Source organism: Baekduia sp. (assembly GCF_035685985.1).
In the GTDB taxonomy this organism is placed as follows: Bacteria; Actinomycetota; Thermoleophilia; order Solirubrobacterales; family Solirubrobacteraceae; genus Baekduia.
On sequence record NZ_DASRZV010000024.1, the window covers coordinates 646,827 to 660,910 of the forward strand.

Here is a 14,084-nt window from a genome sequence, read left to right on the forward strand (position 1 = left end):
ACGCGTAGACGTACATGTCGGCTCCCGCGCCGCGCATCACGGTCGCCGCCGCGCTCGGGCTCCCGGCGCTGCGACGCGGGCTGCCCGAGGTCGTGGCGGGCGCGGGCGGGCTGGCGCGGCCGATCCGCTGGGTGCACGCGGGCGAGGTCCCCAACATGGCCTCGCTGCTGCGCGGAGGCGAGCTGCTGCTGACGACCGGGATGGGCATCGGCCCGCGGGCCGCCGACCAGCGGCGGTTCGTCGCCGCGCTGGCCGCGCGCGAGGTCGCGGCGCTCGTCATCGAGCTGGGCCACACCTACGAGCGCCGGCTGCCCGACGCGCTGGTGGCCGCCGCCGAGCAGGCGGGGCTGCCGCTCGTCGAGCTGCACGCCGCGGTGCCGTTCGTCGCGGTCACCGAGGCGATCCACACCGAGATCGTCAACCGCCACTACGACCTGCTGCGCCGCGCCGAGGAGCTGCAGACCGCGTTCACCGAGGTGATGGTCGACGGCGGCGGGATCCCGGACGTGCTCGCGCTCCTGGCCTCCGCGGTCGCCAACCCGGTGTTCCTGGAGGCCGCCGACGGGCGCCTGCTGCACCACGCGGCCGGGCCGTCGGGCGGCGATCCGATCTCGGTCTGGACGCAGGCCGCGGGCGGCGCGGCGGGCGTCGGCGTGGTCGCGCCGGTGGCGGGCGGCGGCCGGCTGGTCGTGCTGCCGGTGGACGCGCCGGTGGACGCCTTCGCGCCGCTCGCCGTCGAGCGCGCGGCCGGGATCGTCGCGCTGGCGCTGCTGCGCGCCCGCCAGGAGGAGGAGCTGCTGGCGCGCGGGCGCGGCGACCTGCTCGGCGAGCTGATGGCCGGGCGCCTGGAGCCGGAGGCCGCCGCCGCGCGGGCGCGGGCGCTGGGCTTCGCCGACGGCGCCGCGGCGGCGCTGCTGCCGATCGTGGCGCGCGGCGGCGACGCGCGGGCCGTCGAGGGGCCGGGGACGCCGGCGCTGATCGGCGCCGACCCGGCGGGGAACGCGCTGCTGATCGTGCTCGCGCTGCGCGACGCCGGCGACCGCGGCGCCACGGCCGACCGCGTCGCGGACGCGCTGGGCGACGACGCGATCGTGGCCGTCGGCCCGGCGGTCTCCGGCTGGGACGGGGTGGGGGCGGGCCTGCGCGAGGCGGCCGACTCCGCCGCGGCCGCCGTCCGGCTGGCGCCCCGCGCCTGGCACGACGCGACGGCGATGGGCCTGGACCGCCTGCTGTGGCGCTGGCGCGACCGCGACGAGCTGGCCGAGTACGTCGAGCGCACGCTCGGGCCGGTGATCGCCCACGACGCGCGGCGCAAGCACGCGCTGCTGCCGACGCTGGAGGCGCTGTGCGCCAACGGTGGCCGCAAGGCCGAGACCGCGCGGGCGCTGCACCTCAACCGCCAGGCGCTGTACGACCGCCTCAAGCGCCTGGAGGACGTCCTGGGCCGCGACGTGTCCGACCCGCGGACGCTGTTGGACCTCCAGCTCGCGGTCCAGGCACGGCGCCAGCTGGACGACTAGACGTTGTGTCTGTCGCGGGCGCCCAGCTTGGGACGGGACGCCCATTGCGCGCCCGAGGGGTCGAGCGGGAGCCTGTGGGAGATGACCGCCGTCCCCACCTCAACCGACGTCCGCACGCTCGCCAACCACATCGGCGGCGCCTGGGCTCCGGCGTCCGGCGCCGAGACGCTCGAAGACCGCGATCCGGCCAGCGGCGAGCTGCTGGCCAACGTCCCGCTCTCGAACGCCGCCGACGTCGACGCCGCGGTCGCCGCCGCGCGCGCCGCGCTGCCGGGCTGGCGGCGCACCTCGCCGATGGTCCGCGCCCGCGCCGTGATGGCGCTGCGCGACGTCCTGAACGAGCACCGCGACGAGCTGGCCGAGCTGGTCGCGCGCGACATGGGCAAGACGCTGGACGACGCGTCGGCCGAGGTCGGCCGCGGGATCGAGTCCTGCGAGGCCGCGATCGCGATCCCGCACCTGCTCAAGGGCGAGAACCTGGAGGGCGTGGCGACCGGCGTGGACGTCGAGCTGGTGCGCCAGCCGGTCGGCGTCGTCGCGGCGATCACCCCCTTCAACTTCCCGGCGATGATCCCGCTGTGGTTCCTGCCCTACGCGGTGGCGGCGGGCAACGCCTTCATCTTGAAGCCCTCCGAGCAGGACCCGCTGGCCGGCGAGCGGATCGTCGAGCTGGCCAACGCGACCGGCGCGTTCCCCGAGGGCCTGATCAACCTCGTCCACGGCGCGCACGACGTCGTCAACGGGCTGCTGGAGCACCCGGGCGTCGACGCGATCTCGTTCGTCGGGTCCGCGAAGACCGCCCGCTACGTCGCGACCCGCGCGGCCGAGCACGGCAAGCGCGTGCAGGCGCTGGGCGGCGCGAAGAACTCGATGGTCGTCATGCCCGACGCCGACCCCAAGCTCATGGCCGGCGGCGTGATGGGCAGCGCGTTCGGCGCGGCGGGCCAGCGCTGCCTGGCCGGATCGCTGGCCGTGCTCGTCGGCACCCGCGAGGAGCAGGACGCCGCGCGCGACCGGATCGTCGAGGCCGCCGCCGCGCTGAAGACCGGCGCGGGCCTGGACCCGGCGACCGACGTCTGCCCGGTCGTCTCCCCGGCGCAGCGCGAGCGGATCGTGCGCGACATCGACGGCGCGGAGGCCGACGGCGCGACGATCGTCCTCGACGGCCGCGGCGACGCGGGCCCGGGCGGCTGCACGCTGGCGCCGACGATCATCGACGACGCCCCGGAGGGCCACAAGGTCATCACCGACGAGCTGTTCGGACCGGTGCTGACGCTCGTGCGCGCCGCCGACCTCGACGAGGCCATCGCCTTCGTCAACTCGTCGCGCTACGGCAACGCGTCGGTGATCTTCACCGAGTCCGGCGGCGCGGCGCGCGCCTACCGCTACGGCGTCGAGGCCGGCATGGTCGGCGTGAACGTCGGCGTGGCGGCGCCGGTCGCCTGGTTCCCGTTCAGCGGCTGGAAGGACTCCATCGACGGGGACCTCCACGCCAACGGCCGCGACGCGGTCGAGTTCTACACCCGCAAGAAGGTGGTCACCTCACGATGGGCGGCATGACGCACGACGAGCTCCAGCAGGCGGCCCAGGAGCACCTGCTGCTGCACTTCTCCAAGCAGTCGATCGACGACCTGCTCGTCCTGGAGCGCGGCGAGGGGCCCTACGTCTTCGACACCAAGGGCAACAAGTACGTCGACGCCCTGTCGTCGCTGTTCTGCTCGCAGTTGGGCTACTCCTACGGCGAGGAGATCGGCGCGGCGGTCGCGTCGCAGCTGAGCACGCTGGCGTTCAACACCAACTGGGGGACGGCGCACCCGCCGTCGATCGAGCTGGCGGCCAAGCTGGCCGAGGTCGCCCCGGGCGACCTCAACCGCGTGTTCTTCACCAGCGGCGGGTCCGAGGCGGTCGAGGCCGCGTGGAAGCTCTGCCGCGAGCACTTCCTGGCGATCGGCCAGCCGCGGCGCAAGAAGGCGATCGCGCGCCACATCGCCTACCACGGCGTGACGCTGGGGGCGCTGTCGTTCACCGGCGTGCCGAAGTTCAAGGAGCCGTTCGCGCCGGCGCCGATCGACGTCACGCACGTCAGCAACACCAACATGTTCCGCGGCGGGCCCGACGGGGGCCGCGTGACCGACGAGGACGCGTTCACCGCCACGTTGCTGGCGGAGATGGAGGACGCGATCGTCGCGGCCGGGCCCGACGAGGTCGCGCTGATCATCGCCGAGCCGGTCCAGAACGCCGGCGGCTGCCTGGTGGCGCCGCGCGGCTACTGGAAGGGCCTGCGGGCGTTGGCGGACAAGTACGGCGCGTTGTTGATGGCCGACGAGGTCATCGCCGGCTGCGGCCGGCTGGGCGAGTGGGTCGCGTCCGGGCGCGAGGGCATCACGGTCGACCTGGTGTCCTTGGCCAAGGGCCTGACGTCCGCCTACGCCCCGATGGGCGCGGTGCTCGCGCGCGACGGCGTGGTCGCGCCGATCGTCGAGACCGGCGCGGTGTTCCGGCACGGCATCACGTTCGGCGGTCACCCGCTGGCGGCGACGGTCGCGCTGAAGAACATGGAGATCTTCGAGCGCGACGGCGTCCTGGAGAACGTGCGCGAGCTGACGCCGTACCTGGCCGAGCGGTTGTCCACGCTGTTGGAGCTGCCGATCGTCGGCGACGTGCGCGGCGACGGCTTCTTCTGGGCGATGGAGCTGGTCAAGGACGAGGACGACACGCGCTTCGACCAGGCCGAGCGCGACAAGCTGCTGCGCGGCTTCCTGCCCGGCCGCCTGCGCGAGGCGGGCGTGATCGCGCGCGCCGACGACCGCGGCGACGCGGTCCTGCAGATCGCGCCGCCGCTGATCAGCGACAAGGCGGTGCTCGACGACATCGTCGCGCGCCTGCGCGACGTGCTCGGCGACGCGGGCGTCCACATGGACGTCGGCTCGGCCGCGGCGGGGGTCGCCTGATGAGCGCGACGGACGTCCGCACGTTCGGCAACCTCGTCGGGGGCGAGATCGTCGGCGCCGTCGAGGGCGCCACGCGCGAGATCCTGAACCCGGCGCCGGGCGAGGTCATCGCGCGGGTGCCGGAGGGCGGCGCGGCGGATGTCGCGCGGGCGGTCGCGGCCGCGCGCGAGGCGCGGATCGCGTTCCGCGACACGATCCCGGCCAAGCGCCAGGAGCTGTTGCTGGCGATGGCCGACGTGCTCGACCGCCACGCCGAGGAGCTGGCGGCGCTGGAGATCGCCAACGTCGGCAAGCCGAACGCGCTGGCGGCCGAGGAGATGCCGATCTGCTCCGACGAGCTGCGCTTCTTCGCGGGCGCGGCGCGGACGATGCAGGGGCAGGCGACGGGCGAGTACGGCGAGGGCTACACGTCGTTCGTGCGGCGCGAGCCGCTGGGGATCGTCGGCCAGATCGCGCCGTGGAACTACCCGTTGATGATGGCGATCTGGAAGATCGCCCCGGCGCTGGCGGCGGGCAACGTGGTGGTGTTGAAGCCGTCGGAGCTGACGCCGGTCTCGACGCTGCGCTACGCCGAGCTGGTGGCGGAGGTCCTGCCGCCGGGCGTGCTGAACGTCATCACCGGCGACGGGCCCGGGGTGGGGCAGCACATCGTCGAGCACCCCGAGATCTCGTTGGTGTCCTTGACGGGCTCGGTGGGCACGGGCAAGAACATCGCGCGCAGCGCGGCGGACACGCTGAAGCGCGTGCACCTGGAGCTGGGCGGCAAGGCGCCGGTCGTCGTCTTCCCGGACGCCGATCCGAAGGCCGTCGCCGAGGGGCTGCGCGTGGCGTCGTTCCTGAACTCCGGCCAGGACTGCACGGCGGCCTCGCGCGTGCTGGTGGCGCCGGAGATCTACGACGCCGTGCTGGAGGAGCTGGTCGCCGCCGCGTCCTCGCTGGTCGTCGGCGACCCCGCCGAGGGCGACCAGGTCGAGATGGGCCCGGTCATCAGCGCCCGCCAGCAGGAGCGCGTCCTCGGCTTCCTGGACCGCGCGACCTCCTCCGGCGCTGAGGTCCTCACCGGCGGCGCGGCCGGCCGCGACACCGGGTTCTTCGTGCAGCCGACGATCGTGGCGGGCGTCGGCCAGGCCGACGAGATCGTCCAGTCCGAGGTCTTCGGCCCGGTCGTCACCGTCCAGCGCGTCGACGACTTCGCGACCAACGCCATCACGTTGGCCAACGACGTCCCCTACGGCCTCGCCGCCTCCGTCTGGACCCGCGACGTCGCCAACGCCATGAACGCGATCCGGCAGCTCGACTTCGGCTGCGTCTGGGTCAACGACCACCTGCCCTTCCTCTCCGAGATGCCCCACGGCGGCTTCAAGGAGTCCGGCTACGGCAAGGACCTGTCCATCTACTCGCTCGAGGACTACACCCGCGTCAAGCACGGGATGATCAAGCTGAGCTAGGCCTTCAGGTCGGCCTCGACCTCCACGGTTCCCGCGCCGGCCGGTTGCCGGCGCGTAGGGCCGAGGTGGTCGAAGAGCTTGAGCATCCCGGTGTTGTCGGCCAGGACGAGGCCGGTGAGGGTGGTGATCCCGACGGCGCGGGCGCGGGTGGCGAGGGCGTCGAGGAGCAGGGTGCCGAGCCCGCGGCGCTGCCAGGCGTCGGCGATGGCGATCGCCAGCTCGGCGCGGGAGGGGTCGGCGTGGTCGCGGACGAAGCGGGCGACGGCGATGCCGTGGCCCGACGCGGGGTCGGAGGCGCCCAAGGCCTCGTGGTTGACGTGGTCGACGTCGGTGAGGTAGCGCACGGTCGCCGAGGTCGGCGACGGCGGCGTCCCGAGGAACCGGCGGTAGGCGGAGCGCGGCGAGAGGTGCTCCAGGCCGCGGCGCAGCTCGGCGCCGTCCTCGCTGGTCAGGGGCCGGATCAGGACGGGCGTGCCGTCGGGCAGTCGAACGGTCGTCTCGCTCATCGCTACAGACTCAAGAGGGACGACCGACTACCACATCTGGTGGATCACGTCCCCACACCGGAGTCCGCGTCCGGGCCGCTGCAGGAGGCGGAGACGCGTTTCCGCGTCGCCTTCGAGGAGGCGGGCGTCGGCATGGCCATCGTCGGCCTCGACGGCAAGCTGCTGCGGGTCAACCGCGAGCTGGCGCACCTGCTCGGGATCGACGAGGAGACGCTGCTGGCGGGCCGCGGGATACTCGCGGTCTCCCATCCCGACGACGCCGGCGCGCGCGCCGACGACTTCACCCGCCTGGCCTCCGGCGCGATCGACCGCTACAAGCGCGACCGCCGCTACCGGCGCGGCGACGGCACCACGCTGTGGGGCGCGACGACGATCTCGCTCGTCCGCGACGCCGACGGCGCGCCGCTGTACGCCATCGGCCAGCTGGAGGACATCACCGCCCGCCGCGCCGCCGAGGAGGCCGCGCGCCGCCGCGCCGCCCAGCAGGACGCGGTCGCCCGGCTCTCCCAGCGCGCGATCACCGAGCAGGACCTCGACGCGCTCGCCCGCGCGACCGTCGCCACGATCACCGAGGCGCTCGGCGTCCCGCTCGCCGGCCTCGCGACGGTCTCCGACGGCGACGACGGCGACGGCCTCGTCCACGCCGCCGGCGCCCGGCTCGATCCGGCGCACGCCCGGCACACGCTCTCGCGCCGCGGCCCGGTCGTCGTCCCCGACACCTCCACCGAGACCCGCTTCGACGCCGCCGACCTGATCGCGCGCGGGATCGCCTCGGGCATCGCGGTCCCGGTCGCCGGCGAGGGCGACGCGCCGCACAGCGTCCTCGGCATGTACGCCGACGAGCCGTGCGCGTTCGGCGACGACGACCTCGCGTTCCTGCACTCGGTCGCCAACGTCCTGACCGGCGCGCTGCGCCGCCTGGCCGCCGAGCGCAGCGTCCGCCACCAGGCGCTGCACGACCCGCTGACGCAGCTACCCAACCGCGCGCTGCTCCTGGACCGCCTGCGCCTCGCGCTGGCGCGCCACCGCCGCCGCGCCGCGGGCTGGGTCGCGGTGCTCTACGTCGACCTCGACGACTTCAAGGGCGTCAACGACTCGCTCGGCCACGGCGCCGGCGACACGCTGCTGCGCGCGCTCGCGCCGCGGCTGTCGGAGGCGCTGCGCCCGTCCGACACGCTCGCGCGCCTCGCCGGCGACGAGTTCGCCGTCCTCTGCGAAGGGCTGGACGAGGTCACCGAGTCGGTGGCCATCGCCGAGCGCCTGCTGGACGTCATCTCCTGGCCGCTGGACGTCGCGGGCGTCGAGCTGCGGTCGTCGGCGTCGGTCGGCATCGCGCTGGCCGGGCCGGGCGCGGTGATCGACGCGGAGGACCTGGTCCGCGACGCCGGCGTCGCGATGTACCGCGCCAAGCGCGGCGGGCACGGCACCTACGAGATCTTCGACGACCACATGCGCGCCGAGACCGTCGAGCGCGTCGCGCTGACCCACGAGCTGCGCGGCGCGATCGAGCACGGCGGCCTGCGCCTGGTCTACCAGCCGATGATCGGCTTCGACGCCCGCCGGGCGACGTCGTTCGAGGCGCTCGTGCGCTGGACGCATCCCGAGCGCGGCGAGATCGGGCCGGGACGCTTCATCCCGCTGGCCGAGCAGCACGGGCTGATCGAGCCGCTCGGGCGCTGGGTCCTGCACGAGGCGCTGGACCAGCTGCGCCGCTGGCGCGACGCCGGGCTGCCGATGGGCGACATGTCCATGTCGGTCAACGTCTCGCGCGTGCAGCTGTCGCGGCCGGGGCTGGCCGACGAGATCTTCGCGGCGCTGACCGAGCGCGGCCTTCCCGCCGAGCAGCTGGTGATCGAGGTCACCGAGTCGGCGGTGATGGACGACCCGGCCGTCGCCAACGCCACGCTGGACGCGCTGAGCGCCGCGGGCGTGCGGATCGCGCTGGACGACTTCGGCGTCGGGCAGTCCTCGCTGGCCTGCCTGCGCGACCTGCCGCTGGACGTGCTCAAGCTCGACCGCGGGTTCATCACGTCGCTGGCCGCCTCGCGCCAGGCGGCGGCGATCGTCCGCGCGGTCTGCGACATGGCGCGGGCGCTGGGCTTCACGGTCGTCGCCGAGGGGATCGAGACGTCGATGCAGGCGGACGTCGTCGAGAGCCTCGGCTGCGACGTCGGCCAGGGCTTCCTGTACTCGCACGGCGTGCGGCCCGAGGAGGTCCCGGACGCGATCGCGACGCTCGACCTCCGGCTGGGGCGGCCGTCGTCGGCGCAGCCGGTGCTGGGCTACTGAGCGCTACGCCCAGGCGGCGGCCAGCACGCGCCGCCAGTTGCCCCAGGCGATCTTGGCGATCTCCTCGGGCGTGAAGCCGTCGTCGGCCAGCGCGGCGAGGAGCCCGGGGAGGCCGGCGGCGTCGCCGATCGCCTCGGGGATGACGCCGCCGTCGAAGTCCGAGCCGAAGCCGACGTGGTCGACGCCGATGCGGTCGGCGACATGTCGCACATGGGCGACGACCGTCGTCAGCGGCGTGTCGGGGTTCATGTCGCCGTCGGGGCGCAGGAAGTCCACGATGTAGGGGATGCCGACGATGCCGTTCGAGTTCCCGATGGCATCGAGTTGCTCGTCGGTCAGGTTGCGCGACGCGGGCGCGACCGCGTGCGCGCCGCAGTGCGTGGCGATCACCGGGCGGCCGGTGAGCTCGGCGACGTCCCAGAACCCGCGCGCGTTGAGGTGGCTGACGTCGACGGCGATCTTCAAGGCCTCGCACTTGGCCACCAGCGCGCGGCCGGCGGCGGTCAGGCCCTCGCCGGTGTCGGGCGAGGACGGGAAGCGGAACGGCACGCCGTGGCCGAAGCGGTTGGGGCGCGACCAGACCGGGCCGACCGAGCGCAGGCCCATCGCGTGCCACGCGTCGAGCGCTTCGAGCGTCGTGTCGATCGGCTCGGCGCCCTCCAGGTGCATGACCGCGGCCGGCGGGCCGGAGCCGTCGGCGGCCGCGTCGAGGTCGGCGACGCCGCGCGCGACGCGGAGGTGCCCGGCGCGCTCCAGCGCGAGCAGGCGCCCGGCGTAGGCGGTCGCCTCGGCCGCGGCGGTCGCGTGCGGGACCTCGGGGTCCAGCGGGATGTCGTAGCCGCCGCCGGGCTGCGCCGTGAAGTCCAGGTTGGTGTCCTCGCCGTGGCAGAAGATCGCCCACATCGACGCGACCAGCCCGCCTCGCGCGGCGCGCGGCAGGTCGAGGTGTCCGCCGTCCCGGCCCGTGACGAGCCCGGCGTGATCCTCGCGCGTGAGCGCGTCGTGATGGCCGTCGAAGATCGGCTGAGCGGCGGCGGGCACGCGCGCACCCTACCGCCGCGGTACCCCCTGGCGGTATCCTGAGGCCATGTCCGAGACGCGTGGATACACGGCTTCCAAGGACCAGCTGCTCAAGCGCCTGCGGCGCGTCGAGGGCCAGGTCCGCGGCATCGAGGGCATGGTCGAGGACGACCGCTACTGCATCGACGTCCTGACCCAGATCAGCGCCGTGCAGGCCGCGCTGGACAAGGTGGCGCTCGGCCTACTGGACCAGCACGCCGCCCACTGCGTGATGGGGGAGACCGACGAGGCGCAGCGCGCCGAGCGCACCGACGAGCTGATGGCGGCGGTCGGGCGGCTGATGCGGCGGGGGTAGCGGGGCTCCGGCGTGGGTGGCGCCTCAGCCCGGGCGTTGGGTGGTGGCGCGGGGCGTTGGTGGGTTGGGCATCGAGAGCGGCGGGCAGGGGTGGGCGACGCCGGCGTTGGCTGGTCTGGCCGCCGGCGTCCGGGGCGGGTGCCTGCGCCGCTTCGGGGCCGGGTCGAGGGACGGCGTCCAGACCTGAATCCCGGCGTCGGTGGCGCACCCTCGGGGAACCGATGGCGCCGTTGTGTCGGTATGCGACATCAAGGCGCCGTTGGTTGTCGGTTCGGGCCCGAACCCTGGATGGGTCTCGACGAAATCCCGGCCGAGGACACCAAGATGGCCCGGTCTGATGTCTGGACGCCGTCCCTCGACCCGGCTCCGACCCTGCGCAGGCACCCGCCCGCAGCGACGACGGAGAGCCCAGGCGCCGGCGTCGCCCACCCCTGCTCGCCGCTCTCGATGCCCAACCCACCAGCGCCCCGCACCCGCCCCCAACGCCCCGCGCCGAGGCGCCACCAGCCGGACCCCCGCCGGGGCTCAGATCTGCGGCGGCGGTCCCTCCGGCGGCCCGGGCGGACCCGGCTGGGGCGTCGGCGCGCCGGGCGGCGGCTCGGGCGCGGGCTCTGGGGTCGGCGGCGGCGCCGGTGGTGGGCTCGGGCTGGGTGGCAGGGTCACCATCTCCATCCTCTGCCGCTACCCAACCGACCTCGCTCCGACGCGGCGAGTTGCGTTTAGGGCCGTCCGCGCGCGGGGAGCCTGCGGCGGGCGATGGCCGCCCGCGATCTCGTTCGCCTGCTCGACGCCGACCCCGATCTCGGGGAGCGGTTGGCGCCCGAGGTGCGCGAGCGCGCGCGCCACGAGCTGGTCGCCGAGGTGCAGCGGATCGTCCCGGGACGCTGGGACGCGGCGGGCGTCATCGACGCCGCGGCGTCGCCGTTCGGCCTGCTGATCCTCGACGGCCTGCTGCTGCGCGACCTCGACCTCGGCCGCCGCGCGTCCACCGAGGTCCTCGGCACCGGCGACCTGCTGCGGCCGTGGGACACCGACGCGGCCACCGGCGAGCTGCCGTTCGCCGCGCGCTGGATGGTCCTGGAGCCGATGCGCCTGGCGATCCTCGACCAGCGCTTCCTGCTGTCCGTGATGCGCTACCCGGCGGTCGTCGACGCGCTGTTCGCCCGCGCCACCCGCCGCCACCGCGGGCTGGCCGCGCGCCTGGTCGTCAACCAGCTCGTCCGCCTCGAGGACCGGCTGCTGCTCGCGCTGTGGACGCTCGCCGACCGCTGGGGCCGCGTCACTCCCGACGGCGTCCTCATCCCGATGGGGTTGACCCACTCCGCGCTGGCCCGCCTCGTCGGCGCCCGCCGCCCGTCGGTCACCTCGGCGTTGGGCGACCTCGGCCGCGACCGCCTCCTGGAGCGCACCGAGGACGGCTGGCTGCTGCGCGGCGACCCGGCGCACCTCGTCGACCCGGTCACCGAGCGCCTGCTGTCGCCCGCGTAGCGGGGGCGCGGCGCCGCGTAAGCTCCTCCGACCATGGAGGAGGGGCGCGTCCGATGGGCCCGGAGCGGCGAGGCGAACATCGCCTTCCGCGTGCTGGGCGACGGCCCTGTCGACCTGGTGTCCTTGGGCGGCGTCACCTCGCACATCGAGGTGATGCTCGAGGAGCCCGGGCTGCGGCGCTGGTGGGAGCGGCTGGGCTCGATCGCGCGCGTGATCCTCGTCGACCGCCGCGGCCTCGGGCTCAGCGACCCGATCGACGGCGACGGACGGCTGACGCTCGACGAGGAGGTCGCCGACCTCGACGCGGTGCTCGACGCGGCGGGCGCCGACCGCGTCGTCGTGCAGTCCTACGCGGCGGGCGGCCCGCTGGCCGTCCAGTACGCGCACCGGCGCCCGGACCGGACGCTGGCGCTCGTGCTGTACGCGTCGCTGATGGTCACCGAGCGCGACGACCAGGCGCACTTCGCCGACACGCCCGAGGGCCGCGCCGAGCGCCTCGCCCAGCTCGCCGAGCGGTGGGGGACCGGCGCGAGCATCGAGCAGGTCGCGCCGAGCCTGGCCGACGACGCGCGCCTGCGCGCCTGGATGGGACGCCTGGAGCGCCAGTCCACCACGCCCGCCGGCTTGGCGCGCGTGGCCGCCAACCTCCAGGGCGTCGACGCCCGGCCGCTGATGCCCGACCTGCGCGTGCCGACGCTGATCCTGCACCGCACCGGCGACCAGCTGATCGACGTCGGCCACTCGCGGCTGGCCGCCGGGCTGATCCCGGGCGCGCGGCTCGTGGAGCTGTCCGGCGAGGACTCGCTGCCGATGGTCGGCGACTCCGAGGCGCTGCTGGGGGAGATCGAGGAGTTCCTGACCGGCTCGCGCACCACGACCTCGGGCCTGCAGCGGCGGCTGATGACGATCCTCTTCACCGACATCGTCGACGCGACCGGCATGGCCGCGCGGATGGGCGACGGCCGCTGGCGCGACCTGCTCAGCGCCCACGACGGCGCGATCCGCCGCGAGGTGGAGCGCTACGGCGGCCGCGAGGTCAAGACGCTCGGCGACGGCTACATCGCCGCCTTCGAGGGTCCGCCGTCCGACGCGCTGCGCTGCGCGCGCACGGTCGTCGGCGCGGTCCGCGGCCTGGGCATCCGGATCCGCGCCGGGCTGCACACGGGCGAGTGCGAGCTGATCGGCGGCGACGTCGGCGGGATGGCCGTGCACATCGCCGCGCGCGTGTGCGACATGGCCGGCCCGGACGAGATCCTCACGTCGGGAACGGTGTACGGCACGGTCGTCGGCTCGGGGCTGGACCTCGAGCCGCGCGGCGCGCACGAGCTGCGCGGCGTCCCCGGGCCGTGGCCGATCTTCGCGCTGCGTCGTTGAAGCACTGAGCGACACGATTCGTTGCAGGATCGGCAATTGCGAACTCCGGACCGCAACTCGGGCCCGCAGGCCCAGTTGTCATAGGGAAAGGAAACCCGACAGGGAGGCGTTCCCCTCATGTTCCGCAAGTTCCGATCCCGGACCGGCCTCGTGCTCGCGTCCGCGGTCATCATCGGTCTCCTCGCGTCGTCGTTCGCGATGGCGTCCGGTGAAGGCAAGAACCTTCTGCTCGGCAAGCGCAACCCCGGCTCCAACCCGTCGGCCGCGCTGACGTCCGAGACCGAGATCATCGCCAACAACGGCACCTACGGCACCCGCCAGTCCAACAAGTCCGACAACGGCGGCGGCGCCATCTACGGCTGCCGTTCGAAGCTCGGCGGCTCCGAGAAGGGCAACAAGCCCTGCATCCGCGCCTCGAACCTGGCCGACGGCCGCGCGTTCGAGTTCTCGTCCAACGGCGGCACCGAGGTCGGCCGCATCACGTCCGGCAACACCAACGCCGCGCCGTTCACGACGAACGCGACCGGCGTCGCCACGGGCCTCAACGCCGATCAGGTCGACGGCAAGCACGCCGACGACATCACCAAGGACGCCACGACGGCCGCCCACACCGACGCGGTTGCCGTCGCGCAGGGCCTGACCTCGTTCGCGCAGGTCGCCGCCGACGGCGGCCTGGGCGCCCACCGTGGCGCCACGGCGTCGACGTCGACCGCGACGGGCTCCTACCAGGTCGGCTTTCCGGCCGACATCTCGGCCTGCGCCATCCAGGTGACCGAGGCCACGACCGACGCGGCCGGTGTCGCGGCGGCGCAGCTCGGCGACGACAAGAAGACGGTCGCCGTCGTCACCAAGGACGCGGCGGGCGATCCGGCCAACAAGCCGTTCCACCTGACGGTCAGCTGCTAGTCGGCGATCGACCGGCCACCGGCTCGTCCTCGCGCTCGCGCGAGGGCGAGCCGGACGAGCAGGGAGCACCAGTCCGCGAGGCCGCCGTACAGGTGGCCGAGCGGACCGGTGTAGGCCCACGCGCGCGCACGCGTAGGCAGGTCGAGGGGGCGGGCGGGCATGCCCCGCGACGGTACCCGCCGGAGGCGCGCGACGGAGCCGCGCCAGGCGAGCTCGCGCACGGGAAG

The 14,084-nt window shown here is 74.5% G+C and carries 12 protein-coding genes; 9 read left to right on the forward strand and 3 right to left on the reverse strand.

From position 1 onward, the window contains the following. Positions 1–14: 14 nt before the first annotated feature. The 4 genes from VFG42_RS15390 to VFG42_RS15405 all read left to right on the forward strand — a co-directional run bounded on the left by VFG42_RS15390 (position 15) and on the right by VFG42_RS15405 (position 5,919). Positions 15–1,520, forward strand: coding sequence for a PucR family transcriptional regulator (locus VFG42_RS15390; protein ID WP_324909624.1), 1,506 nt, complete (start codon positions 15–17; stop codon positions 1,518–1,520). 81 nt (positions 1,521–1,601) lie between these two features. Beyond that, entirely contained in the window at positions 1,602–3,080 is a 1,479-nt protein-coding gene (mmsA, locus tag VFG42_RS15395) for a CoA-acylating methylmalonate-semialdehyde dehydrogenase (RefSeq protein WP_324909625.1), read from the forward strand. Further along, the gene (locus tag VFG42_RS15400; protein ID WP_324909626.1) at positions 3,077–4,471 is read left to right on the forward strand and encodes an aspartate aminotransferase family protein; all 1,395 of its coding nucleotides are present in this window, start codon (positions 3,077–3,079) and stop codon (positions 4,469–4,471) included. The genes mmsA and VFG42_RS15400 overlap by 4 nt, the downstream gene beginning before the upstream one ends. Further along, a complete protein-coding gene (locus VFG42_RS15405; protein WP_324909627.1) occupies positions 4,471–5,919 on the forward strand; it encodes an aminobutyraldehyde dehydrogenase in 1,449 nt (482 codons plus the stop codon). Before VFG42_RS15400 ends, VFG42_RS15405 begins: the two co-directional genes overlap by 1 nt. Here VFG42_RS15405 and VFG42_RS15410 read toward each other — a convergent pair. Then, a complete protein-coding gene (locus tag VFG42_RS15410) occupies positions 5,916–6,425 on the reverse strand; it encodes a GNAT family N-acetyltransferase (RefSeq protein ID WP_324909628.1) in 510 nt (169 codons plus the stop codon). The two genes, VFG42_RS15405 and VFG42_RS15410, sit on opposite strands and share 4 nt — an antisense overlap. A gap of 39 nt (positions 6,426–6,464) precedes the next feature. Here VFG42_RS15410 and VFG42_RS15415 point away from each other — a divergent pair, with 39 nt between their 5' ends. Continuing rightward, a complete protein-coding gene (locus VFG42_RS15415; protein WP_324909629.1) occupies positions 6,465–8,714 on the forward strand; it encodes a putative bifunctional diguanylate cyclase/phosphodiesterase in 2,250 nt (749 codons plus the stop codon). Between the two features lie 3 nt (positions 8,715–8,717). On the opposite strand, the gene VFG42_RS15420 is transcribed toward VFG42_RS15415, so the two are convergent. After that, positions 8,718–9,755: a dipeptidase gene (locus VFG42_RS15420; RefSeq protein WP_324909630.1), complete on the reverse strand. Its 1,038-nt coding sequence runs from the start codon at positions 9,753–9,755 to the stop codon at positions 8,718–8,720. A 46-nt stretch (positions 9,756–9,801) separates the two neighbouring features. On the opposite strand from VFG42_RS15420, the gene VFG42_RS15425 reads away from it, so the two are divergent. The 4 genes from VFG42_RS15425 (at position 9,802) to VFG42_RS15440 (ending at position 13,857) form a co-directional block, all read left to right on the forward strand. After that, a complete protein-coding gene (locus tag VFG42_RS15425; protein WP_324909631.1) occupies positions 9,802–10,089 on the forward strand; it encodes a metal-sensitive transcriptional regulator in 288 nt (95 codons plus the stop codon). A 756-nt stretch (positions 10,090–10,845) separates the two neighbouring features. Next, entirely contained in the window at positions 10,846–11,577 is a 732-nt protein-coding gene (locus tag VFG42_RS15430; RefSeq protein ID WP_324909632.1) for a helix-turn-helix domain-containing protein, read from the forward strand. Positions 11,578–11,610: 33 nt separating this feature from the next. Continuing rightward, positions 11,611–12,951: an alpha/beta fold hydrolase gene (locus tag VFG42_RS15435; protein WP_324909633.1), complete on the forward strand. Its 1,341-nt coding sequence runs from the start codon at positions 11,611–11,613 to the stop codon at positions 12,949–12,951. 117 nt (positions 12,952–13,068) lie between these two features. Continuing rightward, entirely contained in the window at positions 13,069–13,857 is a 789-nt protein-coding gene (locus tag VFG42_RS15440; protein ID WP_324909634.1) for a hypothetical protein, read from the forward strand. On the opposite strand, the gene VFG42_RS15445 is transcribed toward VFG42_RS15440, so the two are convergent. Then, complete coding sequence (locus VFG42_RS15445) at positions 13,854–14,018, reverse strand: hypothetical protein (protein WP_324909635.1); 165 nt, start codon at positions 14,016–14,018, stop codon at positions 13,854–13,856. The two genes, VFG42_RS15440 and VFG42_RS15445, sit on opposite strands and share 4 nt — an antisense overlap. Positions 14,019–14,084: the final 66 nt, after the last annotated feature.

Bases quoted from the DNA above. Each gene is read 5' to 3' on its own strand.
- VFG42_RS15405 (WP_324909627.1), top strand. From the start codon at position 4,471: ATGAGCGCGACGGACGTCCGCACGTTCGGCAACCTCGTCGGGGGCGAG.
- VFG42_RS15425 (WP_324909631.1), top strand. From the start codon at position 9,802: ATGTCCGAGACGCGTGGATACACGGCTTCCAAGGACCAGCTGCTCAAG.
- VFG42_RS15445 (WP_324909635.1), bottom strand. From the start codon at position 14,018: ATGCCCGCCCGCCCCCTCGACCTGCCTACGCGTGCGCGCGCGTGGGCC.
- VFG42_RS15440 (WP_324909634.1), top strand. From the start codon at position 13,069: ATGTTCCGCAAGTTCCGATCCCGGACCGGCCTCGTGCTCGCGTCCGCG.
- VFG42_RS15435 (WP_324909633.1), top strand. From the start codon at position 11,611: ATGGAGGAGGGGCGCGTCCGATGGGCCCGGAGCGGCGAGGCGAACATC.
- VFG42_RS15430 (WP_324909632.1), top strand. From the start codon at position 10,846: ATGGCCGCCCGCGATCTCGTTCGCCTGCTCGACGCCGACCCCGATCTC.
- VFG42_RS15410 (WP_324909628.1), bottom strand. From the start codon at position 6,425: ATGAGCGAGACGACCGTTCGACTGCCCGACGGCACGCCCGTCCTGATC.
- VFG42_RS15390 (WP_324909624.1), top strand. From the start codon at position 15: ATGTCGGCTCCCGCGCCGCGCATCACGGTCGCCGCCGCGCTCGGGCTC.
- VFG42_RS15400 (WP_324909626.1), top strand. From the start codon at position 3,077: ATGACGCACGACGAGCTCCAGCAGGCGGCCCAGGAGCACCTGCTGCTG.
- mmsA (WP_324909625.1), top strand. From the start codon at position 1,602: ATGACCGCCGTCCCCACCTCAACCGACGTCCGCACGCTCGCCAACCAC.